This window comes from Streptomyces sp. NPDC040622 (assembly GCF_055593965.1).
Map to the genome: position 1 here is coordinate 180,624 of NZ_JBVIXD010000001.1, position 25,423 is coordinate 206,046.

At 71.9% G+C, this 25,423-nt stretch carries 25 protein-coding genes; 13 read left to right on the top strand and 12 right to left on the bottom strand.

The annotated features are described in order from the left end of the window. The first annotated feature begins 77 nt into the window (after nt 1–77). A complete protein-coding gene (locus tag ACZ592_RS00845) occupies nt 78–935 on the top strand; it encodes a class I SAM-dependent methyltransferase (protein WP_471579318.1) in 858 nt (285 codons plus the stop codon). An 11-nt stretch (nt 936–946) separates the two neighbouring features. Here the strand turns inward: ACZ592_RS00845 and ACZ592_RS00850 are convergent, their stop codons facing one another. The 6 genes from ACZ592_RS00850 to ACZ592_RS00875 form a co-directional block, all read right to left on the bottom strand. Beyond that, nucleotides 947–2,032 (bottom strand): WD40/YVTN/BNR-like repeat-containing protein, encoded by a 1,086-nt coding sequence (locus ACZ592_RS00850; RefSeq protein ID WP_471579319.1) that lies wholly within the window; start codon nt 2,030–2,032, stop codon nt 947–949. 129 nt (nt 2,033–2,161) lie between these two features. After that, nucleotides 2,162–3,067 (bottom strand): homocysteine S-methyltransferase, encoded by a 906-nt coding sequence (mmuM, locus tag ACZ592_RS00855; protein WP_471579320.1) that lies wholly within the window; start codon nt 3,065–3,067, stop codon nt 2,162–2,164. 10 nt (nt 3,068–3,077) lie between these two features. Next, nucleotides 3,078–5,168: an ABC transporter ATP-binding protein gene (locus tag ACZ592_RS00860; RefSeq protein ID WP_471579321.1), complete on the bottom strand. Its 2,091-nt coding sequence runs from the start codon at nt 5,166–5,168 to the stop codon at nt 3,078–3,080. A gap of 15 nt (nt 5,169–5,183) precedes the next feature. Then, nucleotides 5,184–6,089: an ABC transporter permease gene (locus ACZ592_RS00865; protein ID WP_471579322.1), complete on the bottom strand. Its 906-nt coding sequence runs from the start codon at nt 6,087–6,089 to the stop codon at nt 5,184–5,186. Next, nucleotides 6,086–7,045 carry an ABC transporter permease gene (locus tag ACZ592_RS00870; protein WP_471579323.1) on the bottom strand — a complete coding sequence of 320 codons (960 nt, stop codon included), beginning with the start codon at nt 7,043–7,045 and terminating at the stop codon, nt 6,086–6,088. Before ACZ592_RS00870 ends, ACZ592_RS00865 begins: the two co-directional genes overlap by 4 nt. Beyond that, entirely contained in the window at nt 7,042–8,883 is a 1,842-nt protein-coding gene (locus ACZ592_RS00875) for a peptide ABC transporter substrate-binding protein (protein ID WP_471579324.1), read from the bottom strand. The genes ACZ592_RS00870 and ACZ592_RS00875 overlap by 4 nt, the downstream gene beginning before the upstream one ends. A gap of 157 nt (nt 8,884–9,040) precedes the next feature. Between ACZ592_RS00875 and ACZ592_RS00880 the strand changes: the two genes are divergently transcribed. From ACZ592_RS00880 to ACZ592_RS00905, 6 genes are all read left to right on the top strand, one after another. Then, the gene (locus ACZ592_RS00880; protein ID WP_471579325.1) at nt 9,041–9,178 is read left to right on the top strand and encodes a hypothetical protein; all 138 of its coding nucleotides are present in this window, start codon (nt 9,041–9,043) and stop codon (nt 9,176–9,178) included. Then, on the top strand, nt 9,175–10,368 hold the full coding sequence (locus tag ACZ592_RS00885; RefSeq protein WP_471579326.1) for an ROK family protein: 1,194 nt from the start codon (nt 9,175–9,177) through the stop codon (nt 10,366–10,368). Before ACZ592_RS00880 ends, ACZ592_RS00885 begins: the two co-directional genes overlap by 4 nt. Further along, nucleotides 10,365–11,939: a M81 family metallopeptidase gene (locus ACZ592_RS00890; protein ID WP_471579327.1), complete on the top strand. Its 1,575-nt coding sequence runs from the start codon at nt 10,365–10,367 to the stop codon at nt 11,937–11,939. The genes ACZ592_RS00885 and ACZ592_RS00890 overlap by 4 nt, the downstream gene beginning before the upstream one ends. 87 nt (nt 11,940–12,026) lie before the next feature. Then, nucleotides 12,027–12,860, top strand: a complete 834-nt coding sequence (locus ACZ592_RS00895) for a transporter substrate-binding domain-containing protein (protein WP_471579328.1) — start codon at nt 12,027–12,029, stop codon at nt 12,858–12,860. A gap of 279 nt (nt 12,861–13,139) precedes the next feature. Beyond that, nucleotides 13,140–13,523, top strand: coding sequence for a VOC family protein (locus ACZ592_RS00900; RefSeq protein ID WP_471579329.1), 384 nt, complete (start codon nt 13,140–13,142; stop codon nt 13,521–13,523). 147 nt (nt 13,524–13,670) lie between these two features. Beyond that, on the top strand, nt 13,671–14,411 hold the full coding sequence (locus ACZ592_RS00905) for a class I SAM-dependent methyltransferase (RefSeq protein ID WP_471579330.1): 741 nt from the start codon (nt 13,671–13,673) through the stop codon (nt 14,409–14,411). Here the strand turns inward: ACZ592_RS00905 and ACZ592_RS00910 are convergent. Together ACZ592_RS00910 and ACZ592_RS00915 are read right to left on the bottom strand one after the other, a co-directional pair. Next, nucleotides 14,408–15,151: a phosphotransferase family protein gene (locus tag ACZ592_RS00910; protein ID WP_471579331.1), complete on the bottom strand. Its 744-nt coding sequence runs from the start codon at nt 15,149–15,151 to the stop codon at nt 14,408–14,410. The genes ACZ592_RS00905 and ACZ592_RS00910 overlap by 4 nt on opposite strands. A gap of 79 nt (nt 15,152–15,230) precedes the next feature. Next, a complete protein-coding gene (locus ACZ592_RS00915) occupies nt 15,231–16,310 on the bottom strand; it encodes an NADH:flavin oxidoreductase/NADH oxidase (protein WP_471579332.1) in 1,080 nt (359 codons plus the stop codon). 160 nt (nt 16,311–16,470) lie between these two features. Here ACZ592_RS00915 and ACZ592_RS00920 point away from each other — a divergent pair, with 160 nt between their 5' ends. Further along, complete coding sequence (locus ACZ592_RS00920) at nt 16,471–16,845, top strand: ArsR/SmtB family transcription factor (RefSeq protein WP_471579333.1); 375 nt, start codon at nt 16,471–16,473, stop codon at nt 16,843–16,845. A gap of 41 nt (nt 16,846–16,886) precedes the next feature. Here the strand turns inward: ACZ592_RS00920 and ACZ592_RS00925 are convergent, their stop codons facing one another. Next, nucleotides 16,887–18,263: an FAD-dependent oxidoreductase gene (locus ACZ592_RS00925; protein WP_471579334.1), complete on the bottom strand. Its 1,377-nt coding sequence runs from the start codon at nt 18,261–18,263 to the stop codon at nt 16,887–16,889. 190 nt (nt 18,264–18,453) lie between these two features. Here ACZ592_RS00925 and ACZ592_RS00930 point away from each other — a divergent pair, with 190 nt between their 5' ends. After that, a complete protein-coding gene (locus tag ACZ592_RS00930; protein WP_471579335.1) occupies nt 18,454–19,107 on the top strand; it encodes a DUF6214 family protein in 654 nt (217 codons plus the stop codon). A 105-nt stretch (nt 19,108–19,212) separates the two neighbouring features. Here ACZ592_RS00930 and ACZ592_RS00935 read toward each other — a convergent pair whose 3' ends face one another. Further along, a complete protein-coding gene (locus ACZ592_RS00935; RefSeq protein ID WP_471579984.1) occupies nt 19,213–19,836 on the bottom strand; it encodes a DUF305 domain-containing protein in 624 nt (207 codons plus the stop codon). 208 nt (nt 19,837–20,044) lie between these two features. Here ACZ592_RS00935 and ACZ592_RS00940 point away from each other — a divergent pair, with 208 nt between their 5' ends. Further along, nucleotides 20,045–21,550 (top strand): LVIVD repeat-containing protein, encoded by a 1,506-nt coding sequence (locus ACZ592_RS00940; RefSeq protein ID WP_471579336.1) that lies wholly within the window; start codon nt 20,045–20,047, stop codon nt 21,548–21,550. Here the strand turns inward: ACZ592_RS00940 and ACZ592_RS00945 are convergent. Then, nucleotides 21,535–22,266, bottom strand: a complete 732-nt coding sequence (locus ACZ592_RS00945; protein WP_471579337.1) for a TetR/AcrR family transcriptional regulator — start codon at nt 22,264–22,266, stop codon at nt 21,535–21,537. The genes ACZ592_RS00940 and ACZ592_RS00945 overlap by 16 nt on opposite strands. Before the next feature lie 248 nt (nt 22,267–22,514). On the opposite strand from ACZ592_RS00945, the gene ACZ592_RS00950 reads away from it, so the two are divergent. Together ACZ592_RS00950 and ACZ592_RS00955 are read left to right on the top strand one after the other, a co-directional pair. After that, nucleotides 22,515–22,760 (top strand): DUF2630 family protein, encoded by a 246-nt coding sequence (locus ACZ592_RS00950; protein ID WP_471579338.1) that lies wholly within the window; start codon nt 22,515–22,517, stop codon nt 22,758–22,760. A 139-nt stretch (nt 22,761–22,899) separates the two neighbouring features. Further along, nucleotides 22,900–23,169, top strand: coding sequence for a hypothetical protein (locus ACZ592_RS00955; protein ID WP_471579339.1), 270 nt, complete (start codon nt 22,900–22,902; stop codon nt 23,167–23,169). Between the two features lie 159 nt (nt 23,170–23,328). Here ACZ592_RS00955 and ACZ592_RS00960 read toward each other — a convergent pair whose 3' ends face one another. After that, nucleotides 23,329–24,024, bottom strand: coding sequence for an HAD-IA family hydrolase (locus ACZ592_RS00960; RefSeq protein WP_471579340.1), 696 nt, complete (start codon nt 24,022–24,024; stop codon nt 23,329–23,331). A gap of 265 nt (nt 24,025–24,289) precedes the next feature. Between ACZ592_RS00960 and ACZ592_RS00965 the strand changes: the two genes are divergently transcribed. Next, nucleotides 24,290–25,381 (top strand): helix-turn-helix domain-containing protein, encoded by a 1,092-nt coding sequence (locus tag ACZ592_RS00965; RefSeq protein ID WP_471579341.1) that lies wholly within the window; start codon nt 24,290–24,292, stop codon nt 25,379–25,381. Nucleotides 25,382–25,423 lie beyond the last annotated feature (42 nt).

The window sequence follows — 25,423 nt, forward strand, 5'->3', positions numbered from 1 at the left end:
GTGGCGTCCAACGTCGATTCTTGCTCCACCGGCAAGAGTCTATGAGGTCTGGACAAGGGGCGCCCTACCGTCGGGGCATGAGCACACACCACGGCACGCACGGCCAGCTCTGGCACGAGCCGGCGACCGGCTCCGACACGGGGATGGCCCGGCTGCTCGAGTTGGACGCCGACGTCCTGGCCCCCTACCTCACGGAGCTGACCGGCTGGCTCGCCGATCTCGCGCACCCCGCCCCGGCCCGGATCCTGGATCTCGGCAGCGGCCCCGGCACCGGCGGCCTCGCCCTCGCCCACCGGTTCCCCACGGCGACGGTGACGGCGGTGGACATCTCCCCGCACATGCTGCACCGCCTCCACAAGCAGGCGGCGGCGCACGGTGTCGCCGACCGGATCCGCACGCTGGAGGCGAACCTCGACCAGCAGTGGCCGCCGACCGGTGAGGCCGGTCCGTACGACCTGATGTGGGCCGCCGCGTTCCTGCACCACCTGGCCGATCCGGCCCGCGCCCTGGCCCAGGCGTTCGAGCGCCTACGGCCGGGCGGACTCCTTGCCGTCACCGAGATGGACTTCTTCCCCCGCTTCCTGCCCGAGGACACCGGCGTCGGCCGGCCAGGCCTGGAGGCCCGCCTGCACGCCGTCACGAACACCCGGCCGCCCCACGAATGGACCGACCGGCTCACCGATGCCGGATTCACCGTCGAGGCGCGCCGACCCTTCGAGATCCGCCTCGACCAGACCCAGGCGGGGCCGGCCCTGAGCCGGTACGCCCAGGTCTGCCTGGCCAAGCTGCGCTCCCACGCCACCGACGCCCTGGCCCCGGACGACCTGGCCGCCCTGGACGCGTTGCTGGACGAGACCCACCCGCACGGGATCGCGCGGCGTGCCGGCCTGAGCGTGCGCACGACCCGCACCACGTGGATCGCCCGCCGCCCCTGAGCGTCGAACGGTCAACCGATGGACGCCGCCCGTACGCACAGCACGTCCGGCAGGTGGGAGGCGAGCTGCTGCCAGCTGTCGCCGTCGTCCGCCGACGCGTACACCTCGCCGTTGCGGTTGCCGAAGTAGATGCCCGCAGGGTCGCAGTCGTCGCTGCACATGGCGTCGCGCAGCACCGTGCCGTAGTGGTCCTCCTGGGGCAGGCCCGCGCTCAGCGGCTCCCAGCTCTTGCCCGCGTCGGCCGTGCGGTAGACGCGACAGCGGTGGTCGGCGGGGACGCGGTCGCTGTCCGCGGTGATCGGGAAGACGTACGCCGTGCCGCCGCGCGTCGGGTGGGCGACCACCGCGAAACCGAAGTCGGAGGGCAGACCGTCGCCGATGTCGGTCCAGTGCGCGCCCGAGTCGTCGCTGCGGTACACACCCCAGTGGTTCTGCAGATAGAGCCGGTCCGGGTCGGCCGCGTCCCGTGCGACCTTGTGCACGCACTGGCCGAACTCGGGGTTCGGTTCGGGCAGGAACACCGCGGAGACGCCGCTGTTCGAGGGGTCCCAGGAGGCGCCGCCGTCCTGGGTGCGGAACACCCCGGCGGTGGACACCGCGACCGTCATCGCACGGGCGTCGCGGGCGTCGGTCAGGACGGTGTGCAGGCCCTCTCCGCCGCCGCCCGGCACCCACTTGGAGCGGGTGGGGTGCTCCCAGAGGGGGCGTACGAGGGAGAAGGACTCCCCGCGGTCCTCGGACCGGTACAGCGCCGCCGGCTCGGTGCCCGCGTACACCACGTCGTCCTCGGCGGCGGCCGGGTGCAGCTGCCACACCCGCTCCAGCGACGCCCCCGTGTCCTTGGGGAACTTCACGGCGGGCTTCGCGGGCTCCGTCCAGGTCCGCCCCAGGTCGTCGGAGTGGAAGACGGAGGGGCCCCAGTGCGCGCTGTCGCCGCCGACGAGGAGGCGTGGGGTGGGGGCGCGGGTGTCGATGGCGACGGAGTAGACCGCCTGCGCGTTGAAGTACGGACTGTCGTCGAACTCCCAGGCGCCCTCTCGCCTGCGGCCGATGAAGAGGCCTTTGCGGGTGCCTACGGTCAGGATGATGTCGGCCATGCCGACCACCTCCGGGACGTCGTTGTCTCAGGTACCGGCAAGTCTGCACCCCGGCACTGACAGTCACCCCCGGAGACGGAGTACTCGCAGGTCAGCGCCGTGTCCCCGGCATGGCGCGGGGTCAGGTGGTCAGCCCGTCGACCGGGGCGGCGACAGGCGGGAGGCCACCTCCGCGATGACCGAAGGGCCCACCCGGCAGCACCCGCCGATCAGCCGCGCCCCGGCCGCCCGCCACCCCGCGACCTGACCGGCGGTGAACCGGGCGGGGCCCCGCCACGAGCGGGCCGTCGCGTCCCACGTCTCGCCGCTGTTGGGATAGACGACCACAGGCTTGCCGGTGATCCGTGCGGCGAGCGCCACGGCGGCGTCGACGTCCGCAGGGTCGCAGCAGTTCACGCCGACCGCCAGCACCTCGTCCGCGTCGGCGGCGAGCGCGAAGGCCTCCTGGAGCGGCTGTCCCGCCCGCGTGCGGGTGCCCGCGACGCTGTACGACAGCCAGGCCGGGACGCCGAGGCCGCGCACCGCCCGCAGCAGTGCCCGCGCCTCGTCGGTGTCGGGGACCGTCTCCAGGGCGAGGACGTCCGGGTCGGCCTCGGCGAGGGTTTCCAGCCGCGGCCGGTGGAAGCGTTCCAGCGCGTCCACGGAGAGCCCGTACCGGCCCCGGTACTCGGAGCCGTCGGCGAGCATCGCCCCGTAGGGTCCCGCCGACGCGGCCACCCACACCTCGTGCCCGACCCCGGACCCGGCGCGGCGGGCCAACTCGACACTCAGACGCAGGAGTTCGCGGGTGCGCCGGGCGTCGACGCCGTGCCGTGCGAATCCCTCGTACGTCGCCTGATAACTCGCGGTGATCGCGACCTCGGCGCCCGCCTCGAAGTATCCGCGGTGGGCGGCCTCGATCGCCCCGGGCTCGTCGGCGAGCAGCCGCGCCGACCACAGGGCGTCACCCAGGTCGTGCCCGGCGGCCTCCAACTGGTGGGATAGGCCGCCGTCGAGCACGACAGGGCGTTGGGCAAGGGCTTCGGCGAGTCTCACCCCGCCGACGCTAGGAGTCCCGGAGCGCCGACGCCAGCCGGGGCGCGGCCAGGGGGAAGTGGCATGCCACCTCGTGCCCGGCCCCGTTCGGCGTGCTGACCTGTGGCTCGGTCGTGGCGCACACGTCCTGCGCGAGAGGGCAGCGGGTCCGGAAGCGGCAGCCCGACGGGGGCTTCGCCGCCGAGGGGGTCTCCCCTTCCAGGGGCGCGCGGTCCGACCCCGCGGCGGCCTCGGGGTCGGGCAGGTTGACCGTGTCCAGGAGCCCGCGCGTGTAGGGGTGCAGCGGATGCGCGTACACCTGCTCGGCCGGGCCGGACTCCACGAGCTTGCCGAGGTACATCACGCCGACGGTGTCCGCGAGGTGGCGTACGACGGCCAGGTCGTGCGAGATGAACAGATAGGTCAGGCTGCGCTCGCGCTGCAGCTCCCGCATCAGGTTGAGGATCTGTGCCTGCACCGACACGTCGAGCGCGGACACCGGCTCGTCGGCGACCACCAGGTCCGGCGAGAGCGTCAACGCCCTTGCGAGACCCAGGCGTTGGCGCTGTCCGCCGGAGAACTCGTGCGGGTAGCGGTGCACGGCGCCGCGCGGCAGGCCCACGGCGTCGAGGAGTTCGCCGACCAGCTTCTCCTGGTCGGCGCGGTTGCCGACGCCCTGGATGACGAGGGGTTCGCGCAGGATCTCGCCGACCCGCATGCGCGGATCCATCGCGGCGGTGGAGTCCTGGAACATCAGCTGGACTCGGCGGCGGTGCGCGCGCCGTTCGGCCCGCGACATCCGCGCCGGATCGGTGCCCTCGAAGCGCACCGCACCACCGGTCGGCTCCTCCAGGCCCGCCACGACCCGGCCGAGCGTCGTCTTGCCGCAGCCCGACTCGCCGACCATGCCGAACGTCTCGCCCTTGCGGATCGTGAGCGACACCCCGCCGACCGCGCTGACCGTGCCCCGGCCGCGCGAGAAGGGTCCTCCCTTGAGGGGGAACTCCTTCACCAGAGAGTCGAGTTCGAGGAGTACGTCACCGGGTTCGGCGGTGGCGGGCACGGCCGGGGGGACCACCACGTCGTCCTTGGACGCGGCGGCCTCCGGCACCGGGTGGAAGCACGCGAACCGGTGCTCCGCTCCCTGGACGGTGTCCTCCACGAGCGGCGGTTCCTCGGCGCGGCACTCGTCCGTGGCGAAGGTGCAGCGCGGTGCGAAACGGCAGCCGGTGGGGCGTGTCGCGAGGTTCGGCGGCAGGCCGGGGATGGTGTGCAGCGCGGTGCCGCTGCCGGCCGCCCGCTCGGGCAGCGCGGCGAACAGTGCCTCCGTGTAGCGGTGGCGCGGTCGCGCGAACAGGCCGCGTACGTCCGACTGTTCGGCGACCTTGCCCGCGTACATCACCGCGACCCGGTCCACGCGGTTGGCGATGACGCCCAGGTCGTGCGTGACCAGGATCATCGCCATGCCGAGACGGGTGCGCAGGTCGTCGACGAGCTCCAGGATCTGGTGCTGCGTCGTCACGTCGAGGGCCGTCGTCGGCTCGTCCGCGATCAGCAGCTTCGGCTCGCAGACCAGCGCCATGGCGATCGCGACGCGCTGGCGCATGCCGCCCGACAGCTGGTGCGGGTAGGCCTTCATGCGCTCGGCGGGCTGTGGCATGCCGACCAGGCGCAGCATCTCCTGGGCGCGTGCCCAGGCCTCCTTGCGGCCGATGCCGGGGCTGTGCAGGAGCAGGGGTTCCGCGACCTGCGCGCCGATGGTCATCGTCGGGTTGAGTGAGGTCAGCGGGTCCTGGAAGACCATGCCGATGGTGTTGCCGCGGACGTCCTGGACGACGGGGGCGGGTGCGGCGGCGAGGTCCTGGCCGTCGAAGAGGACGCGGCCGCCGGTGATCTCGCCGCCCGGCGGCAGCAGGCCGAGGACGCTGAGCGCGGTCATCGTCTTGCCGCAGCCGGACTCGCCGACGATGCCGAGGGCCTCGCCGGGAGCCAGGGAGAGGGAGACGCCGTCGAGGGCGTGGACGGTGCGCTCGCGCGAGGCGATGTCGACGCGCAGGTCCTCGATGGTCAGCAGGGGTTCGGTCGCGGGCCGCGGTTCGGCCGTGCGCTGGGGCTCGGTCATCTGTCGTGTCTCCTGTTACTTCCGCAGCCGCACTTCGAAGGCGTCCCGCAGTCCGTCACCGATGAAGTTGAACGCGGCGACGACCAGCACGATCGCGATGCCCGGCGGGAAGATCAGCCACCAGTAGCCGTTCTGCGTGTAGGTGATGCCGGCCGACAGCATCGATCCCCAGTCGGCCGAGGGCGGCGGGATGCTCAGGCCGAGGAAGGCGAGATAGCTGACGTAGAGGATCGCGTCGGCGATCTGGAAGGTGCAGTTGACGATGACCGTGCCGATGGCGTTCGGCACGATGTGCTTGAAGACGGCCCGGGTGCCGCCGCCACCCATCATCCGCATGGCCTGTACGTACTCGCGGTTGCGCAGCGAGAGCGCCTCGCCGCGCACGAGGCGGGCCGGGGACAGCCACGCCACCGCCGCGATGATCATGATGAGGACGCCCTTGCTGGGCGTGATGATCGCGGCCACCACGACGAGCAGGAACATCGCGGGGATGGCGAGCGCGGCATCCGTGATCCGCATCATCGTGGCGTCGACCCAGCCGCCGAAGTATCCGGCGATCGCGCCGTAGACGGTGCCGAACAGCGTGGCCAACAGGCCCGCTGCCAGACCGATTTCGAGTGAGGTCCGGCCCGCGATCATCAGCCGGCCGACCATGTCGTAGCCGAGGTCGGTGGTGCCGAGGAGGTGGCCCGACGTGCCGGGCGGCAGGTTGGCCTGCGCCAGGTCGGTGTGCACCTGCTCGGTGGAGTACAGGAGCGGGCCGAGATAGCTGAACGCGAGCAGCAGGAGCAGCACCACCACGCCGGTCAGGGCGAGCTTGTTGCCGGTGAAGACCTGGAGCGTGCGGCGGGCCAGTGAGGGGGTGGCCCGCGCGGCGTCCTCGTGGCCTGGCGCGGTGACAGGGGCGACCGTGGTACTCATGCCACGCTCCGTATCCGGGGGTCGAGGACGGCGTACAGGACGTCGGTGAGCAGCGAGCCGACGACGGTGGCGACACCGACGACGAGCGTCACGCCGAGCAGTACGGGGAAGTCGGAGCCCTGCGCCGCGTTCCAGAACAGCAGCCCCATGCCGGGGTAGTTGAACATCGACTCGACGACGAGGGCGCCGCTGAAGAGCGTCGGCAGGTAGAGGCCGAGCAGCGTCGCGAGGGGGATCAGCGCGTTGCGCAGGACGTGCCGGACCATGATCCGGCGGCTCGACTGCCCCTTGGCCATCGCCGTGCGGACGTATTCCTCGGTGAGGTTGTCGAGCACCGCGGAGCGCATGTAGCGGCTGAACATCGCGATGATGCCGAAGGCCATCGTGACCACGGGCAGGATCAGCCCGGTGAAGTCGCCGAGCAGGTCGCCGATCGACTCGCCCTGCGGTGCCTCGGCCGGGAAGATCGGCATGACCTGCGCGAACAGGATGATCATGATGAGGCCGAGGAAGAACACCGGCGTCGCGTACATCAGGAAGGCCAGGCCCGTCAGCGCGTAGTCCGACGCCTTGCCGCGCCGCACGGCCTGCAGCAGGCCCAGCGGGACCGCGATGACGACCGCGAGCACGGTGGACAGGACGGTCAGGAGCAGTGTCTTGGGCAGGCGCTGCTTCAGCAGGTCGAAGACGGGCGAGTTGAGCTTGAAGGACTCGCCGAGGTCGCCCGTGACGAGCCGCTTCAGGTACATCGCGTACTGCATCGGCAGCGAACGGTCGTACCCCTGCTGGTGGTTGAAGTGCTCGATCTGCTGCGGCGTGCCCTTCGGGCCGAGGATGGCGCGCGCGGGGCCGCCCGGCAGCAGGTGCAGGAGCACGAAGACGATGACCGAGACCAGGAAGAGGACGACGATCGCCTGGAGGAAGCGCTTGACCAGAAAGCCGGTGAAGCCGGTCACTTCTCGGCCCCCTTCTTCTTGACGTAGTACCAGTGCTGGGGCGCGAAGGTGACGGTCGGGTTCTGCGAGACCCCGCGCAGGTCGTTGCGGATCACCGAGACCTGGTACGCCGGGTTGGGCATCCACATGACGGGCAGCTGCTCGGCGAGGTACTCGCCGTACTCGTGCACCGACTTCATGTCGGGGGAGTACTGCACGCCCCGGATGATGCGGTCCGCCTTCTTGTCGCTGTAGTTGCCGAAGTTGGCGGAGGCGCCCGTCGAGAAGAGCTGTTCGCCGCTGGGGTTGAGCGGGTAGTACCAGCTGCCCGCGGTCCCGAAGAAGGACATGTCCCAGTCGCAGCCCGCGTCCTTCGCCTTGCAGGGCACGGAGTTGCCGAGCACCGAGTTCAGCGGCTGCTGACGCACGGTCAGGTCGATCCCGGCCTTGGAGAGCGACGACTTCAGTTCCTGCATCATGTTCGTCGTCTCGGTGGAGCCCGACTGGGAGAGCAGGGTGAGCTTCAGCGGGGCGTCCTTCCCGATGCCCTTGCCGCACTCGTCCCCGCCCGTTCCGGGGCGTACGCAGCGCGCCGTGCCGTCCTCGATGCGCCAGCCGTGCCGCTCCAGCAGCCCGGTGGCCTTCTCGACGGAGAACGGGTACCGGTTCTTCTCCATCGTGTCCGACAGGTACTGGCTCTTCGGCGTGACCGGCACCGGGCCGAGCGTCGGGGTCGCGCTGCCCTGCCAGATGACGTCGCTCATCGCCTTCTGGTCGACGAGGTGCTGCATGGCCCGTCGGATGTAGAGCTGGTCCATCATCGGGCCGCCGTGCGTGGAGTTGAAGTTGTAGACGATGTACGTCGCCGCCCAGCCCTCCCACGGATCGACGCGGTAGCCCTTGTCCTCGAACTTCTCCTTCTGCGCCATCACCGACGGCGGGATGTACCCGTAGTCGACACCGCCCGACCGCAGCACGTTGTACTCGGAGTCGGCCGTGGTGAACGGCTTGAAGACCACCTTGTCCAGGTGCGGGCGCTCCGACTTTGGGCCGGTGAACTTCTCGTTCGGCACGATCGTGACCTGCCCGCTGTCGCGCCAGCCCGCCAGCTTCCACGGCCCGTTGACGGTCTTCCACAGCGGGTCGGAACCGTACGAGCCGAGGCTCTTGGCGTGCCGGGTCAGCCGCGCGAAGACCGCCTTGGCCCCTGCGGGCGTCCGGTCCCAGTCGCCGATCCTGCCGTCGTCGGTCTTCGCGTCCCAGGCGTGCTGGGGCATGGCCCGCAGCAGCGTGAGCTGGTTCGCGGTGAACCAGTCCGGGTTGTACGCGCGTGTCAGGTGCAGCCGGATCGTGTGGTCGTCGACGGTCTCGAACCGCTTGACGTTGTCGGGCATCGTGCCGACCGAGTAGCTGCCCCAGTCCGCCTTGTTGGCCTTGACCAGGTGGAACCAGAACTCCAGGTCACGCGCGGTGACCTGCTTCCCGTCGGACCACTTCACGCCCTCGCGCAGCGGCACCGTCACGGTCGTGTTGCCGTCGCCGTACTTCGGCTCGAGGCCCAGCGTGCCGGGCCCGTGCGTGGTCAGCTCGTCCTTCTCCTCGTCCTGCACGGGGTCGTACACCGGCAGGAACATCAGCGAGTAGATCCCGTAGTTGTACGAGGCGCCGTAGCCGGGCGCGCCGATCGGGAAGATCCAGTTGGGCGTCGCGGCCGGCGGGAGCGCCATCGTCGCCGTGCCGCCCTCCACCGGGGTGCCGCCGGTGGGGCCCATGTCGATGCGGCCGCCCTCGCGGGTGCAGCCGGTGAGGGCCGCCGCGAGGACGAGCAGCGCGGCCGCCGCGGACCTGAATGAGCGCATGGCGATGGGCCTCCAAGGGGTACGGGGCCGGCCCGTGCCGGAGAACGACGGGGCGGCGCCCGAACGCTAGGCCGCAGGTGAAAAACAAGTCAATAGCTTCATTCGGCAAGAAGTGGAAAAGCCGAAGGGTCTGGTCAACTTGGTTCGGTGAGACTTAGTGTTCATCCTGCTGTCGAACGAACACATCGAAGTAACCGGCATCGCGGCACCCCACGTCGAAGCAACCTGCGGCGAGGCGCCCGGTGTCGCGGCAGCGCGCGTCGAAGCAACAGGGAAGCAACTGGGGGCCGCATGACCGGAACACCACTCGGCGAGCCAGGTTCGGGGCAGCACATCGTGCACCTGGTCTCCTCGGGGGCGGCCACCTCACGGGCCGACCTCGTGCGCGAGCTGGGCCTCGCCCCCTCGACGGTCTCCCTGCGGGTGCAGGAACTCGTCGACGCCGGGCTGCTGAGCGAATCCGGCGAGGGCGCCTCGCGCGGCGGCCGCAGGCCACGGCTGCTGCGCGTCGCCGCGCACGGCGGCGTCGCCCTCGCCGCGGACCTCGGCAGCCATCACGCGCGGCTCGGCGCGGTCGGCCTCGACGGCGCCGTCACCGGCGCGGTCGACCTGCCGCACGACATCACCGCGGGCCCCGAGTCCGCCGTCGACTGGCTCTGCGGCCAGGTGGAGACGCTCGTCGCCCGGCAGCGCGAGGAGGGCCGCACGGTGCGGGCGTTCGGCGTCGCCTTCCCCGGCCCCGTGCAGCCCGCCACCGGCCGTGTCCTGAGCCCCTCCCGGATGCCCGGCTGGCACCGCTACCCGTTGCGCGACGTCCTCGCCGAGCGCCTCGGCATCCCCGTCACGGTCGACAACGACGCCACGATGATGGCCGTCGGCGAACACCGCGCCGCCCGCCCCGAGCTCGACCACCTCGTCGTGGTCAAGGCGGGGCGCGGCATCGGCAGCGGCATCATCTCGGCGGGCCGCCCGCACGACGGAGCCAACGGCAGCGCGGGCGACATCAGCCACGTCCGCGTCGACGCCGCGGGCGACCGGCCGTGCAGCTGCGGCAACATCGGCTGCCTGGAGACCGTGGCCAGCGGCGCCGCCCTGATCCGCGAACTCGCCCTGCAGGGCGTCGAGGTGACCGACACCAGCGATCTGCTGCGGCTCGTGGCCGACGGAGACCCGCAGGCCACCACCCTCGTCCGCACCGCGGGACGGCACATCGGCACCGTCCTGTCCGTCGTCGTCAACTTCTTCAACCCGCAGGCCGTGGCCCTCGGCGGCGTCCTCGCCACCGCCGAACCCCTGGTCGCCGCCGTGCGCGGCGTCCTCTACGAACGCTGCCTGCCGCTGGCCACGGCCGACCTGGAGATCACCACCACCGTCACGGGCGTCGACGCGGGCCTGCTCGGCGTCGGTCTCACCGCCCTGCGCCAGTACGTCCCGACCTCCCCGGCCCAGGCCCTCGCACCCCAGGAAGAGAGCGCACCCGCATGACCCCCTCCACGCACCACCGCCGTCTGCGCATCGGCATCGGCGGGATCGGCATCGAGTCGTCCACGTTCTGCCCGCACCGCTCCACCACGGACGACTTCCGCCAGACCCGCGGCCAGGACCTCCTGGACCGCTACACCTGGACGCGGCCGGACTCCGACCTCGCCGCGCGTGTCGAGTGGGTGCCCCTGCTGCACGCGACCTCACTGCCCGGCGGTCCGGCGGAGGCGGAGTCGTACCTGATCCTCAAGGACGAACTCGTCACCCGCATCCGCGCGGCGGGCCCGCTCGACGGCCTGGTCTTCGACATCCACGGCGCGATGAGCGTCATCGGCCTCACCGACGCCGAGGCCGACCTCACCGAAGCGGTGCGCGCGGCCCTCGACGCCGTCGGCACCCCGGACGGCACGGGCCGCCCGATGATCTCCACCGCCATGGACCTGCACGGCAACGTCTCGCGCCGCTTCGCCGAGCCCATCGACCTGCTCACCGCCCACCGCCTCGCTCCGCACGAGGACGCCTGGGACACCCGCGAACGTGCGGCCCGCAACCTCGTGACCTGCCTGCGCGACGGCACCCGGCCGCACCGCGCCTGGGTCCAGGTCCCCGTCCTGCTGCCCGGCGAGAAGACCAGCACCCGCCTGGAGCCCGCCAAGTCCCTCTACGCCTCGCTCGCCGAGATCGAGCGGCTGCCCGGCATCCTCGACGCCGCGATGTGGGTCGGCTACGCCTGGGCCGACGAGCCGCGCTGCCAGGCCGCCATCGTCGTCACCGGCGACGACGCCGAACTCGCCGCGGCCGAGGCCGCCAAGCTCGCCCGCCGCTACTGGGACGCGCGCCGCGACTTCGTCTTCGTCGGCCCCACCGGCACCGCCGAGGAGTGCGTCGCGCGGGCCGTGGCCTCCGACCGGCGCCCCTTCCTGATCAGCGACTCGGGCGACAACCCCACGGCGGGCGGCGCCGGCGACCTCGCGTACATGCTCGGCAAGCTCCTGGAGAACGACGCGATCCGCTCGGGGCGGGTCACCGCCGTCCACCCCGGAATCACCGACCCGGTCGCCGTCGCCCGCTGCTTCGAGGCGGGCGTGGGCACGGAGGTCACGCTGAGCGTCGGCGGCAAGGTCGACGCGAACCACGGCGGTCCCCACGAGCTCACCGGCACCGTCGTCGCCCTGCAGCGCGCCGCCGACCAGAAGGACCGCGCCGAGGGCGGCGCCTACGACCGGGGCGTCGACATGGCGGCTGTGCGCAGCGGCGGCCTGACCGTCATCCTGGTCGAGCGCCGCAAGCCCTTCCACACCCTGGCCGACTTCATGGGTCCCGCAGAGGGAGGCCTCGGCGTCGACCCCCGCACGTACGACCTCGTCGTCGTGAAGATCGGCTACCTGGAGCCCGAACTCCACGACATGGCCGCCGACTGGCTCCTCGCGCTCACACCCGGCGGCGTCGACCAGGACCTGCCGCGCCTCGGCCACCACCGGGTGGAGCGGCCGCTGTACCCCTTCGACGACGACGCGTACGACGGCGGGGAGCCGGACCTGACCCCGGCACGCCTCGCGCCGCTCGCTCCGTGAGAAGGGGCTTCAGCTGCGGGAACGGGTCTGCGAGGGTGATCCCTTCGAGCCGCCCGTAGTACACCCGTAGTACAGAGGAGCCCACCCGTGAAGCGTGCCGCCACCCTGTCCGCCCTGGTCTGTCTGCTGGCCGTCACCGCCGCCGCGCCCGCCTCGCCCGACGCGGGCGGGCGGCCGGACCGACCGGACCGAGGGGAGCGCCGGCACGTCAGCCTCCTGGACGCCGTGCCCGACAAAGGCGTCCTGAAGGTCTGCACGACCGGCGACTACGCCCCCTTCACCAAGCGGGAGCCCGCCGGGGGCACGTACAGCGGGGTGGACATCGAGATGGCGAAGGACCTCGCCAAGAGCCTCGAAGCCCGACCGGAATTCGTCGCCACGACCTGGGCGAAACTGACCGGGGACGTGGCGGCAGGGCGCTGCGACATCGCCGTCGGCGGTGTCTCGATCACCTTGCCGCGCGCCCGGCGGGTCTCCTTCAGCGAGCCGACCCGCGAGGACGGCAAGACGCCCGTCGTGCGCTGCGCGGACAAGGACGAGTTCGGTGCGGGTGCGCTCGCCGACATCGACAAGCCGGGCACCACCGTCATCGTCAACCCCGGTGGCACCAACGAGGAGTTCGCCCGCTCCCACATCAAGCGGGCCACGATCAAGCTGCACCCGGAGAACACCACGATCTTCAAGGAGATCGTCGACGGCCGGGCGGACGTCATGATGACGGACGCGAGCGAGACGCTCTACCAGTCGAAGATCCACCCCGAACTCTGTGCCCTCCACCCCGACAAGCCCTTCACCTTCTCGGAGAAGGCGTACGCGATGCCGCGCGGCGACGACGAGTTCAAGGCGTACGTCGACCAGTTCGTGCACCTGGCCACGCACGACGGCACGTACGCGAAGTACGAGGCGGAATGGATGAAGTGAGCCGGAGCGGGTCGGTTTCCGGCGAGCACCTGCCCGGCCGCACGGGCCGCGGTGAGCACCTGGGCGCCGTCACCCCGCGGGTGGCTGCGCGCCGATGCGCCGGGCCCGGCGGCGCAGGCGCCTGCGCAGTGCCACCCGTTCCTCCCTCGTCGGTGCAAGCGGCCCGTCCCCACCACTCCGTGGGCCTCATCAACCACTCCGTGCGCGTCCGAGTGCCCACGCCACGGGCCAGGAAACCGTTGGTCGTTTGGAGGGAGGGGCCCGGGGGACACGGTCCGCATGACCGTTCACAAGAACACCGTGCTCGTACTGGACTGTTCGGAGCCCGAGCGGCTCGCCGAGTTCTACGCGGGACTCCTCGACGCCGAGGTGCGGTTGAGCAAGGACCCCGACTACGTGGAGATCACGAATGACACCGGGGTCTGTCTGGCCGTGCACAGGGAACGGGACTACATCCCGCCGAGCTGGCCGCGTCCCGAGGACTCCCAGCAGGCGCATTTGAGGATCATGGTGGCCCGCCACGACATGGACGAGGCGGAGCGCGAGGTGGTCGGCCTCGGTGCGCGCCCCGTGGAGACGAAGGACAACAACGGTCCGCGGGACAGCCGTACGTACTCGGATCCCGCGGGGCACTCCTTCACGCTGGCTGCCATTCCTGAGTGAACGCGGCCTGGCTCGACCTGGTCGGGAACCGGCCCACCGCTCCGTTCGCGGGGCCGACTGCCACCCGCGGCCCGGCGTGACCGCCGAGGGCCGGCCAGGAGCTTAATCGTGTTGACCGCCCCCGGCAGGCAGTGCTGGAGTCGGCACGTGGACAGCATCCCCGCCAACCGGCGGCTCTGGAACCGGATCAGCAGCGCCTACCAGCACGAGCACGACCCGCACATCGGCGCCGCGCCCCGGCTGTGGGGCATGTACTCCATCCCCGACGCGCGCCTGCAGGCCCTGGGCGACGTCACCGGCAAGCGCGTCCTCGAACTCGGCTGCGGCGCCGGGCAGTGGTCCAGGGCGCTCGCCGCCGAGGGGGCCACCGTGGTCGGGCTCGACCTGTCCGAAGCCCAACTCGCCGCGGCGGACCGTGCGATGGGAGCGGACCGCTACCCGCTCGTGCAGGGCTCCGCCGAACAACTCCCTTTCGCCGACGACAGCTTCGACCTGGTGTTCTGCGACTTCGGTGGGCTCAGCTGGGCGCCCCCGCACCTGGCCGTCCCGCAGGCCGCCCGCGTCCTGGGCCGAGGCGGGCGTCTGGTGTTCAACGTCGCGAGCCCCTGGTTCGAGGCCTGCTACGACGAAGCCGCCCGTCGCGTGACCACGACGCTGCAGCGGGACTACTTCGGGCTGGACGCCATCGCCGAAGGCGACGGCGCGACCAGCTATCAGCTCACCTACGGCGACTGGGTCAGGGTCCTGCGCGGCGCGGGTCTCGTCATCGACGACCTCATCGAGCCGCGGCCCGAACCCGGAACACCCAACGGCTACAACGAGACCGACCCACCCGACTGGGCACACCGCTGGCCGGCGGAACTGCTGTGGGTGACCCACAAACCCTAGAGGGACCTCAGTACGTCGACCTCGCAGCCCGGCGCGGACGGGTCGAAGCCGTGCTCGATCAGCCAGCGGACTCCCAGCAGGCTTCGCAGCGACCACCACGCGCGGAGCACGTCGAGGTCGACGTCGCTGCCGTAGCCGGCGACGACGTCGTCGAGGTGCTCACGGTGGCCGAGCGTGAGGGTGGCGAGGTCGTACAGCGCATCGCCCCGGCCCGCCTCGGACCAGTCGATGATGCCCGTGACCCCGTCGCCGTCGACGAACACGTGAGCGATCTGCAGATCGCCGTGGGTGAACGCCGGAGTCCACGGCCGGAGCGCGGCCTCGGCGATCCGGCGGCTGCGGGTGACCAGGTCGGCGGGCAAGGCGCCGTTCGACACGAGCCACTCGCACTCGCCGTCGAGGTCCGCCGTCAACGCGTCGAGGTCCCGGCCCGCCCTGCCCGGCCGGGGCGGCAACGGGGCGTCGTGCAGCTTCCGGACGGCCGCACCCGCCGCGGCCCACGCCGCCGGCGACGCGGCCGACGGCTCGCCGAGGCGGCCGAGCGCCGTCCCCGGGACCGCGGCGATCGCGAGTACGGGCGGCTTGCGCCACAGGATCCGCGGGGTCGGGACCGGCGCCAGGGCCATCGCCTCGACCTCGACGTCCATGCGCGCCCGGTCGGCGTCCACCTTCAGGAACACGTCGCCGACGCGCAGGGTCGCCCGCTCGGAGTGGGCGACGACGACTTTGACCTCATCCATGGACGACCAGTATTCCGGGGATGATCGTCGACGTCGCCGGATTTATCGCGTGCCCCCGCACACGCGCAGGGGCACGCGATCAGACGGACCGGTGGTACTGGTCCGGCACGTGCACCTCGGCGCCGAGTTCACGCGCCGCGCGCCGCGCCCACGAGGGGTCGCGCAGCAGTTCCCGGCCCAGCAGGACCGCGTCCGCCTCGCCGTTGGCGAGGACCTTCTCGGCCTGCTCCACGTCGGTGATCAGGCCGACCGCGGCGACCGGCAGCTCCGTCTCGGCCTTCACCCGCGCCGCGAACGGCACCTGGTAGCCGGGTCCGAGGGGGATCCTGACGCCCGACACGTTGCCGCCCGTGGAGACGTCGAGCAGATCGACGCCGTGCTCCTTGAGCTCGGTGGCGAAACGGACGGTGTCGTCAGCCGTCCAGCCCGCCTCCTCCAGCCAGTCGGTGGCGGAGATGCGGAAGAACAGCGGCTTGTCCTCGGGCCACACGGCCCGCACGGCGTCGACCACTTCGAGGGCGAAGCGGGTGCGGTTCTCGTACGAACCGCCGTACTGGTCCGTGCGCCGGTTGCTGTGCGGGGAGAGGAACTCGCCGATCAGATAGCCGTGGGCGCCGTGGATCTCCGCGATGTCGAAGCCGGCGTCCAGCGAACGGCGCGCGGCGTCGGCGAACTGCTCCACCACCTCGTGGATCTGCTCGACGGTGAGCTCCGCCGGTACGGGGTGGCGCTCGTCGAAGGCGACCGGGCTGGGGGCGACGGGCCGCCAGCCGTGCTCGTCCGGGCCCAGTGGGGCGCCGCCCTTCCAGGGACGGTCGGTGGCCGCCTTGCGGCCCGCGTGGGCGAGCTGGATTCCGGGGACCGTGCCCTGGCTCCTGAGGAAGTCCGTGGTGCGGCGGAACGCCTGCACCTGGGTGTCGTTCCAGATGCCCAGGTCGTACGGGCTGATGCGGCCCTCGGGGCTGACCGCGGTGGCCTCGACGATGATGAGGCCCGTGCCGCCGGCGGCACGGGCCGCGTAGTGCGCGAAGTGCCAGTCCTGCGGGGCTCCGGCCTCGGCGCCGTCGGGCGCCGCCGAGTACTGGCACATCGGAGGCATCCAGACCCGGTTCGGGATGGTCAGGGATCGCAGGGTGTACGGCTCGAACAGCGAGCTCACGGCGGGCTCCATTCGTCACGGCTGAAGTGCTCCTCGTACGATAAACCTCGTAGTACGGCGCCTGTCAAACTACGAAGCCTCTCGTACAACTCGTACACTGGGACGCAGTGATGGCCCGGAGCTCAGGGACTCGGGGCGACCAGGACGAAGTGGAGCCGCCATGACGACCGCCGCAGCGACCGGCAGTGCCGGCAGCAGGACGCTCGCCCACCCCGAGCCCGACGACCTCCGGCTCGAGGCGGTACTGCACGCGCTCGCCGATCCGATGCGCATGCGGGTGGTGCGGGCGCTGGCACGCGAGGAAGGGGCGGCCGGGCTCTCCTGTTCGTACTTCGAGCTGCCCGTCACGAAGTCGACGTGTACGCACCACTTCCGCGTGCTGCGCGAGAGTGGCGTGATCCGCCAGATCTACCGGGGCACGGCCAAGCTGAACGTGCTGCGCCGCGACGACCTGGACGCGCTCTTCCCCGGCCTGCTCGCCGCCGTCCTGGCCGCGGCGGACCGCCAGGCGGCGCGGCTCGGCGACGCGGGCTGAGCGATCCGTCCGGCCGGGTGCGGGGTGTGCCGGGAGTCCCGCTAGCCCGGTACCCCCCGCGCCCCGCCGGCCGCCGCCCGCAGCCCCTCCCAGTCCGGAATCTTCACCACGCCCCGCCCGAGCGTGCGCCCGAGTTCCGCCTCCGCGCGTTCGATCGCCAGCCAGCCGGGCCACTCGACGGGGCGCAGGCCCGCCTCGCGCAGCCCGGCCAGGGGGTCCTGGGCGAGCTCTCTCCGGTCGAGGGCGGGGGCGTCGTCCAGCAGGGAGAGGACCGTCTCCTTGGCGCACGGGCGGTTCGTGCCGATGACGCCGGTCGGGCCGCGTTTGATCCATCCCGCCACGTACTCGCCCAGGGAGGGCGCGCCGTCGCGCAGCACCCGTCCCGCCGCGTGCGGCACCGTGCCGAGGGCCGCGTCGAACGGCAGCCCGTCCAGGGGCACCCCGCGGTAGCCGACCGAGCGCAGCACCAGCTGCGCCGGGATGTCCTCGTACTCGCCCGAACCCGTCACCCCGCCCCGGCCGTCCGGCAGCGTGCGTTCGAACAGGGTGCGGGCCACCCGGCCGTCCGCCCCCGCCGTCAGGGCGGCGGGCCGCAGGAAGAAGCGCAGCCGCAGCCGCCGGGCGAGGCCCCGCTCGGGGCGTTCGGCCCAGCCGCGCAGCACCTCGACGTTGCGGCGGCTCGCCGCGGGCAGCCCGGAGGGATCCGCGTACGCCGGGTCGAGCGCCAACTCCGCCGGGTCCACCACGACTTCGGTGTCCGGGAGCGCGCCCAGCTCGCGCAGCTCCTTGGTGGTGAACCGCGCCTGCGAGGGCCCGCGCCGCCCCACCATCGACACCTCGCGCACCCGGCTGCGCGCGAGGACGCCGAGCGCCGCGTCGGGCATGTCGGTGGGGAGCAGTTCGGCGGCGCCGCGCACCAGCATGCGCGCGACGTCCACGGCGACGTTGCCGACGCCGATGACGACGGCGGAGTCCACGCCCCGTACGAAGTCGTCCGGCGCGGACACGTCCGGCAGGGCGTCCGGGTGCGCGCTGTACCAGGAGACGAACTCGGTCGCCGACCAACTGCCGGGCAGGTCCTCGCCGGGCACGCCGAGCCTGCGGTCCGCCGCCGCGCCGACGCAGTAGACCACCGCGTGGTAGAGGCCGAGCAGCCGGGCCGGGGGCAGCGCGCCGGGGCCGATCTCGACGGAGCCGAGGAAGCGGACGCGCTCGTGCTCCAGGACCGCGCGGAGGTTGTTCTGCAGGGACTTGATCTTCTCGTGGTCCGGTGCGACGCCGTAGCGGACCAGGCCGTACGGGCAGGGGAGTCGGTCGAGCACGTCGACCCGGACGTCCGGCACCCGGTCCTGCTGGACGAGGGACTGCGCGGTGTACACCCCGCTGGGGCCCGAACCGACGACGGCGACCTGCAGCACGGTGGTGCTCCTTCCGCGAGGCGACCCCGGGACGGTCCCAGGATCGCACCGGGGGCGCGCGCTGTCAGGGTGTGCGGCGGCCGGTGCGTGCGGTCGGCGGGTGCGCTGTCAGGGTGTCCCGCTCCGCGTCCTCGACGTCCCCGTGCGTGCCGTACCCGGACGGACGCGCCCGCGCGGATAGCGTGTACGTGTGCGGAACAGATCATTTGCTGATGTTTCTGATCACTATCGACCGGACGTCGCCGTACCGGAGTGGCCGGCCTGGTGGGAGCTGCCGGGTCACGCCTCCGCCGCGGCGCACAACGACGCCGACGCGCAGGAGGGCCCTCTGCCGCCCTCGTTCCGCGTCCGGCTGACCTTCAGCGACGGGGCCGACGTCGACGTGCTCGCCGTGGTGTCGCACGGCCGCATCGCCATCAAGGACCTGCACGCCCAGCCACCGCTCTCCCCGGACGACTTCGCCGCGCTCGTCGACTGGATCGAACGTCCGCTGGAGGACGACCGGCCGCACGGGGCGGAACCGCACGGGCCCGAACCGCGTGCGGCCGAACCGTACGAGGCCGAACCGCGCGGGGCGGCGACGGGCGGGGCCCGGCCGTGCGCCCACGACACCCAGAGCCGTCCGGACGAACCGCCCGCCGCCCGTCGAGCCCGCCCCGCCTGGCCGCGCGGCAGCGCCGGGCGCCGCATCGTGGCCGAGGCCTACCGCGCCGCGCAGAGCGAAGGGCAGGATCCGGTGCTCGCCGTGATGTGCGCGACCGGGCACAGCCGCCGCAAGTCGCTCAGACTGATCGCGGGGGCGCGCGACGCGGGTTTTCTGGCTCCGCGGCACAACCGACGGTAGGAGGCAGGGTGAACCGTCCGGGCCGGCCGGGCGTCACCCGCCCCTCACCACCCGGCGTCACCCGCCCCTCACCACCCGGCGTCACCCGCCCCCACCACCCGTACGTCAGTCCATCTCCCGCATCCTGCTGATCTCGCTCGACTGCTGCGCCACGATGTCGTTGGCCATCTCCTCGACCTGGATGTTGTTGCCGTCGGAGAGCACGTCCGTGGCCATCGTGAGCGCCCCGGTGTGGTGCGTGATCATCAGCTTGAGGAAGAGCTGGTCGAACGCCTTGCCCTGCGCGGCGCGCAACTGGTCGAGCTGCGCCCGCGTCGCCATGCCCGGCATCGTCCCGTGATCGTGCCCCGCGTGCTCGCGCGGGCCGCCGTGGTTCTTCAGCCAGCCCTTCATCGCGCCGATCTCGGGCCGCTGGGCGGAGCTGATCCGGGACGCGAGGCGCTTGACCCGGCTCGACTCGGCCCGCTCGGGGGCGAGTTCGGTCATCTTCAGGGCCTGGCCGTGGTGCACGATCATCATCTGCGTGTAGGTGAAGTCGGCCGAGTTGGGGGAGTCGTCCTCGGATCTCTGCCGCGCCGCGTCCTTCGCCGACATCGTTGCCGCGGTCTCGCCCGGCTTGCCCGGCGCGATCACCGAAGGGCCGGGCTCCGCCCGGCTCTTGGTGTCGGCCTTGTTCCCGCCGTCCCCGCCGGAGTCGCACCCCGCAAGGGCGAGAGCGGCCGCCGCCATGAGTGCGGTGAGAGCGGGCGTACGACGGTTGGGCACAGCGACCTCCTGCGGCAGGCGAGTTGGGGTCCGTATTAGCACGCGGATGAGCGCGGGTGATCGGAAACTCTCGTTACGAGTACGTTTCCCTCTGTTGATCTGTGCATGATGAGCACGATACTGCGGGTGTCCGTGAACCGTTCGACTGCGAACGGCGACAAGGGAGGACGCAGTGACCCTGTTGAACAACCCCCGAACCCGGCGCAGACGCCTGGGAGTCGGCGCGGCGGCCGCCGGACTGCTGGCCGCGCTGCTCACCGCCGCGCCCGCGGGAGCCGTACCCGACCCCGGTGACAGTCCCGCCGCGCCGAAGAGCGTCTCCAAGAGCGACGCCGACCGGACCAGGAAGGCCATCGGGGACGGCGAGATACCCGCGCCCGGCGAGATCGTCCACTCGGACAACATCGAGCACCTGGCCAACATCCCCAAGGACGCGCTGCCCGGCCTCAACACGGACATCGCCTTCCAGGGGAAGTACGCCTTCGCCGGCAACTACGACGGTTTCCGCATCTACGACATCAGCAACCCGAAGGCTCCCAGGACGGTTTCCCAGGTCCTGTGCCCGGGATCGCAGAACGACGTATCCGTCTCCGGGAACCTGCTCTTCCTCTCCACCGACTCCTCCCGCAGCGACAACTCCTGCAACAGCACCACGCAGCCCGCCACGGAGAAGTCCTCCTGGGAGGGCATGAAGATCTTCGACATCAGCGACAAGTCGAACCCCAAGTACGTCTCGGCCGTCGAGACCGCCTGCGGTTCCCACACGCACACGCTGGTGCCGGAGCGCAGGAACGTCTACGTGTACGTCTCCTCGTACTCCCCGAACGCGACGTTCCCGGACTGCCGGCCCCCGCACGACGGCATCTCGGTCATCAAGGTGCCGCGCAAGGCCCCGCAGAAGGCGGCGGTCGTCAACTTCCCGGTGCTCTTCCCTGGTGAGGGACCCGACGGCGGCGGCAACCCGGGCGGCCCGACCAACCCGGGCGTCTCCAAGACGACCGGCTGCCACGACATCACCGTGCTGCCCTCCGAGGACCTCGCGGCGGGCGCCTGCATGGGCGACGGCATCCTCTTCTCCATCAAGGACCCGGAGAACCCGCGGGTCATCGACCAGGTGCAGGACAACGCCAACTTCGCGTTCTGGCACTCGGCGACCTTCAACCAGAAGGCCGACAAGGTCGTCTTCACCGACGAGCTCGGCGGCGGCTCCGGCGCCACCTGCAACGCGGCCACCGGACCCCAGCGCGGCGCCAACGGCATCTACGACATCAAGGGCAAGGGAGACAAGCGCAAGCTGGTCTTCAAGAGCTACTTCAAGATCCCGCGCCACCAGGCCGACACCGAGAACTGCGTGGCCCACAACGGCTCCCTGATCCCGGTCAGGGGCAAGGACCTCATGGTCCAGGCCTGGTACCAGGGCGGCATCTCCGTCTGGGACTTCACCGACTCCAGGAAGCCCAAGGAGATCGGCTACTTCGACCGCGGTCCGCTCACCACCGACAAGATCACCACGGGCGGTTCCTGGTCGGCGTACTACTACAACGGCCGCGTCTACTCGAACGACATCGCCAAGGGCCTCGACGTCCTGAAGATCAACGACAAGCGGACCGACCCCGGCCAGCGGGTCCGCCTGCACGAGCTCAACGTCCAGACGCAGCCGGACTACTTCGACAAGTAGCGGCCACCAGCGTCAAGTCGCCAGGAGCGGCGACCGGTTGAGGTCGGCAGTGTCGGCCGGTTCGCGGAAGTCCCGTCGGGCGGTGTGCCGCCCGGCGGGAACCCGAGCTCCCAGTCGAGTCCGTACCGCTGGAACAGCTCGGCCCGCAGTCTCTCCAGGGGCATCGGCGCCCCCGGGATGAGCAGCGCGAAGACCGCGCCCATCAAGAGCGCCCGCAGCAGCGGATAGTCGCGGTCGGGGTCGTCCGATCCGTAGCGCACGACGGTTTCGCGCAGCAGCTCCGCGAGGCGCTGCTGCTCGGGGCACTGCACGAAGCCCTCCGCCTGCAGGATGCCCGCCATGTGGGTGCGCATGAGCAGGGGTTCGTCCCGGGCGAGGCCCAGGATCGCGTCGATGGCCCGCGCCAGCAGCTCCCGCCCGCCCCTGCTGTCCTCCCCGCGCTCCCCGTCCTCCCCCTTCCCGGGGCGGGGCTCCCGCTCCAGCGCCTCCTCCAGTGTGCGGTGCATGAGCCGGTGCACCGCGGACTGCAGCAGATGGCGCTTTCCGGGGAAGTAGTACGACACCAGACCGCGCGCGGCGCCCGCCCGGTCCGCGATGTGGCCGAGCGTCGTCGCCTCGTAGCCGCGCTCGGCGACCAATTCCACCGTGGCCTGCAGCAGCCGCTCCCTGGAACGTCTGCGCAATTCCTCATTGACCGAAGGGCTACGCGGGGACATTCTGTAACTCCTGCGTTGACTGGCTCTGAGCCAGTATACTCGGAGCGACCCGGGCCGGAGTCGTAGGTCAGGCGCCGCGCGGGTCGCAGGAGCCTGGGGCAGGCAGCACCGCGGGGGAGTGTTGCCTGCCCACGGGCGACCGCGCGCAGGCTGTTCCAGAGCCGTCCAGGCGGCCCTCCGGGCTCTCTTCTCGCCGATCGGGCCCGTCCTCCTTACAGTGGGCCGGGGGGCCGAGGAGGCTGACCGACATGGACCAACAGCAGATCCTGTCCCGCATCACGGCGATGGTCGAGGACGAGAAACAGCTGCGCGACTCCCTGGCTGCCGGCGAGATCGACGGGCCCACCGAGCGAGAGCGGCTCGGCGTTCTGGAGCGTGAGCTCGACCAGTGCTGGGACCTGTTGCGCCAGCGGCGCGCGAAGAGCGAGTTCGGCGAGGACCCCGACAGCGCGCGGGTGCGGCCGTCCGACCAGGTCGAGGGGTACCGGTCATGACGGCAGAGAACTGACGGCCCCGCCGCGGAGACCGAGCGAACTGAGGACCCGGCGGGCGGCACCGGCCGTGGCGGCACCGGCGGCGAGCCGGCCGAGCCGTACCGGGGCCGCGTCGTCACCGTCACCTTCGGCGCCCTTCGTGACCTGCACGCCGCCGAGTGCGTACGCGGTCTGCCGCGGGTCTTCGACACCGGCCGACGCCCCAGGACCCGGCCGGCACGCCGCACCCGCCGCCGAGGTCGCCGAAGTCGTGGGGCGGTGCCCGTCCGGCACGACGCCCCACCGGCAGGTCGACGGCACCACCGAGGCGCCGCCCGCCGCGACCGACGTGGAGCGGCACGCCGACGGCCGCATCGTGCTCCGCGGGCACCTGCGCGTCCGTGCCGCGGGCGGGGAGCCGGCGCAATGAGACACGGGTGATGCGCTGCGGTCGCGTCGCGACCGCAGCGAAAATCAGCCGTACTGCGGCCTTTCGGGTCCCTGCGGCCCCTCGGCCCGCCCGGACGCTGACGGCGCGCGCCGCCCCCTCACCCGGCCCGGTCGACAACCAGGTCGACAAGCTGACCCCTCACCCGGTCAGGTCCAGCACCGGCCGCAGCGCGTCGGGGCGTTCCGCCAACGGCAGGTGATCGACGAAGCGCACCGCACACCCCAGACCGGCCGCACCGGCGTCGGCCCGCCGGTCGTCGCCGACCATCAGGGCGTCCCGCGGGGCGATGCCGAGCGCCTCGCAGGCCAGCGCGAACAGGCGCGTGTCGGGCTTCTGAATACCGTGCTCGTACGAGAGGACGTACGCGTCGACGTACGGATCGAGGCCGTGCGCGCGGAAGACGGGGCGCAGGTCCCACCCGATGTTGCTGACCACCGCGACGCCGACGCCGCGCTCGCGCAGCCCGGCGAGGACGTCCGCCGCGTCGTCGTAGGGCTGCCAGGCCTCGGGGGTCATGTGGCGCTCGTACAGCGCGTCGTAGAGCCGCGGATCGGGGAGCGGCACCTCCCTGGCCAGGCCCGTGAACGCGGCGCGGTGCAGCTCGGCGCTGCGGTCGCGGGCGGCCCACACCCGGGCGAGATGCTCCGGCACGTCGACCGGGTGGGCGCCGCCGGGCAGTGCGCCCGCCCGCTCCAGTGCCTCGGCCGCCCGCCCCGACTCCGCGTCCGGCAGCGGCACTTCGAGGTCGGTGAGCACGGTGTGCAGCCATGACTCGGCCGGCTCGATCCGGAACAGCGTCCCGGAGAAGTCGAAGAGCACGCCTTTGACGGTCATCTGGGGTTTCCTCTCGCCTCGGTCATCTCGTGCCTCGCCCAGGGGATCACGGTGGCGTGCGTCCAGCTGTCCACGGGGGAGGGAGTTCGGATCCGGCCGAGAAGCGGGAACGGGGAAGGCGGGAACCGGGAGGGGGGCAACGGGGAACGCGGGCACCGCGAAGGGGGGGGCGACAGGGAAGGCGGACAACGGGATGGTGGGAAAGCGACGTCATCTGACCGGCTGTCGGCTTTCCGGCCGGGCGCCCGCCCGTGAGCATCATTGAATGTCCATCACCCATGAGGCGGCGCGGCAGGACGGCGGCGCGGAGGGACCCGTGGTGTCCGCGAGCACCGACGTGGTCCCGGCGGCGGAGCGCTTCGACTGGTGGGTCGAGATGGTCGGCGCCGAGGTCATGCCCGTGACGATCCGCAGCCCGCACGCGGCCCGTTTCCAGGGCAGCGTGGAGGCCGTGGGGATGCCGCACAGCCAGGTGGCCGCCTTCAACTTCTCCCCGATGGCCGCCCACCGTTCCCCCCGGTACATCCGCCGCCACGATCCGGAGGAGTACTACCTGGTCCTCGTCCAGGGGAGTCCCATCCGGCTGGAGCAGGCCCGCGGCGTGGCCTGCCTCGGGGCCGGCGACATGACCCTGTTCTCGACTTCGGCACCGCTCTTCTGCGACTTCGTCGACCGGGGGCGACAGACCCGTCTGACGCTGCTGCGGCTGCCGCGAACGGTGCTGCCGCTGGCCGGCGGCCGGGCGGACCGGCTGCTGGCCGAGCCGCTGTCCACCCGGTCCCGCTCGGGGTCGGCGGCACTGCTCGGCTCGTACCTGGCCGGGCTGCCCACCGCCGCCCGCGCCTGTGGCCCCGCGGAGTTGGTGCGGCTCGGCGGGATCGGGGTCGACCTGGCCGCGACCGTGCTGGCCGGTCGGCTCGGCGCTCACGACACGCTGCCCGTGGAGACGCGCAAGGCCACGCTGCGCGCCCGCGTCAAGCTCTTCATCGACCACAACCTGGGCGATCCGGAGCTGCTCCCCGCGGCCATCGCCGCCCACCACCACATCTCCGTACGCAGCCTCCACCTGCTCTTCCGGGGTGAGCCGGAGACCGTGGGCGCGATGATCCGGCGCCTGCGCCTGGAGCGCTGCCTCACGGACCTGACCGATCCGGCGCTGGACCACCGCACCATCGCCGCGACGGCCGCCCGCTGGGGCTTCCGCCACCCGGCGGACTTCAGCCGCGCCTTCCGCAAGGCGTACGGATTCCCGCCGAGCGAGGCGAGGGCGGTGGCCCGACCGCGGGCGCGTGCGCTGGATGCCCAGGAAGAGTGCGCTCGTTGCCGACGATCAGACGGTCATCGCGGGCCACAGTGAACGCACGGCAATCCAGCGACTCGGCAACCATCAACCCGACCC

Coding starts and splice junctions, on each gene's coding strand:
- ACZ592_RS00845 (WP_471579318.1), top strand. CDS start 78: ATGAGCACACACCACGGCACGCACGGCCAGCTCTGGCACGAGCCGGCG.
- ACZ592_RS00850 (WP_471579319.1), bottom strand. CDS start 2,032: ATGGCCGACATCATCCTGACCGTAGGCACCCGCAAAGGCCTCTTCATC.
- ACZ592_RS00860 (WP_471579321.1), bottom strand. CDS start 5,168: ATGACCGAGCCCCAGCGCACGGCCGAACCGCGGCCCGCGACCGAACCC.
- ACZ592_RS00865 (WP_471579322.1), bottom strand. CDS start 6,089: ATGAGTACCACGGTCGCCCCTGTCACCGCGCCAGGCCACGAGGACGCC.
- ACZ592_RS00875 (WP_471579324.1), bottom strand. CDS start 8,883: ATGCGCTCATTCAGGTCCGCGGCGGCCGCGCTGCTCGTCCTCGCGGCG.
- ACZ592_RS00885 (WP_471579326.1), top strand. CDS start 9,175: ATGACCGGAACACCACTCGGCGAGCCAGGTTCGGGGCAGCACATCGTG.
- ACZ592_RS00890 (WP_471579327.1), top strand. CDS start 10,365: ATGACCCCCTCCACGCACCACCGCCGTCTGCGCATCGGCATCGGCGGG.
- ACZ592_RS00900 (WP_471579329.1), top strand. CDS start 13,140: ATGACCGTTCACAAGAACACCGTGCTCGTACTGGACTGTTCGGAGCCC.
- ACZ592_RS00910 (WP_471579331.1), bottom strand. CDS start 15,151: ATGGATGAGGTCAAAGTCGTCGTCGCCCACTCCGAGCGGGCGACCCTG.
- ACZ592_RS00920 (WP_471579333.1), top strand. CDS start 16,471: ATGACGACCGCCGCAGCGACCGGCAGTGCCGGCAGCAGGACGCTCGCC.
- ACZ592_RS00935 (WP_471579984.1), bottom strand. CDS start 19,836: ATGGCGGCGGCCGCTCTCGCCCTTGCGGGGTGCGACTCCGGCGGGGAC.
- ACZ592_RS00945 (WP_471579337.1), bottom strand. CDS start 22,266: ATGTCCCCGCGTAGCCCTTCGGTCAATGAGGAATTGCGCAGACGTTCC.
- ACZ592_RS00950 (WP_471579338.1), top strand. CDS start 22,515: ATGGACCAACAGCAGATCCTGTCCCGCATCACGGCGATGGTCGAGGAC.
- ACZ592_RS00960 (WP_471579340.1), bottom strand. CDS start 24,024: ATGACCGTCAAAGGCGTGCTCTTCGACTTCTCCGGGACGCTGTTCCGG.
- ACZ592_RS00965 (WP_471579341.1), top strand. CDS start 24,290: ATGTCCATCACCCATGAGGCGGCGCGGCAGGACGGCGGCGCGGAGGGA.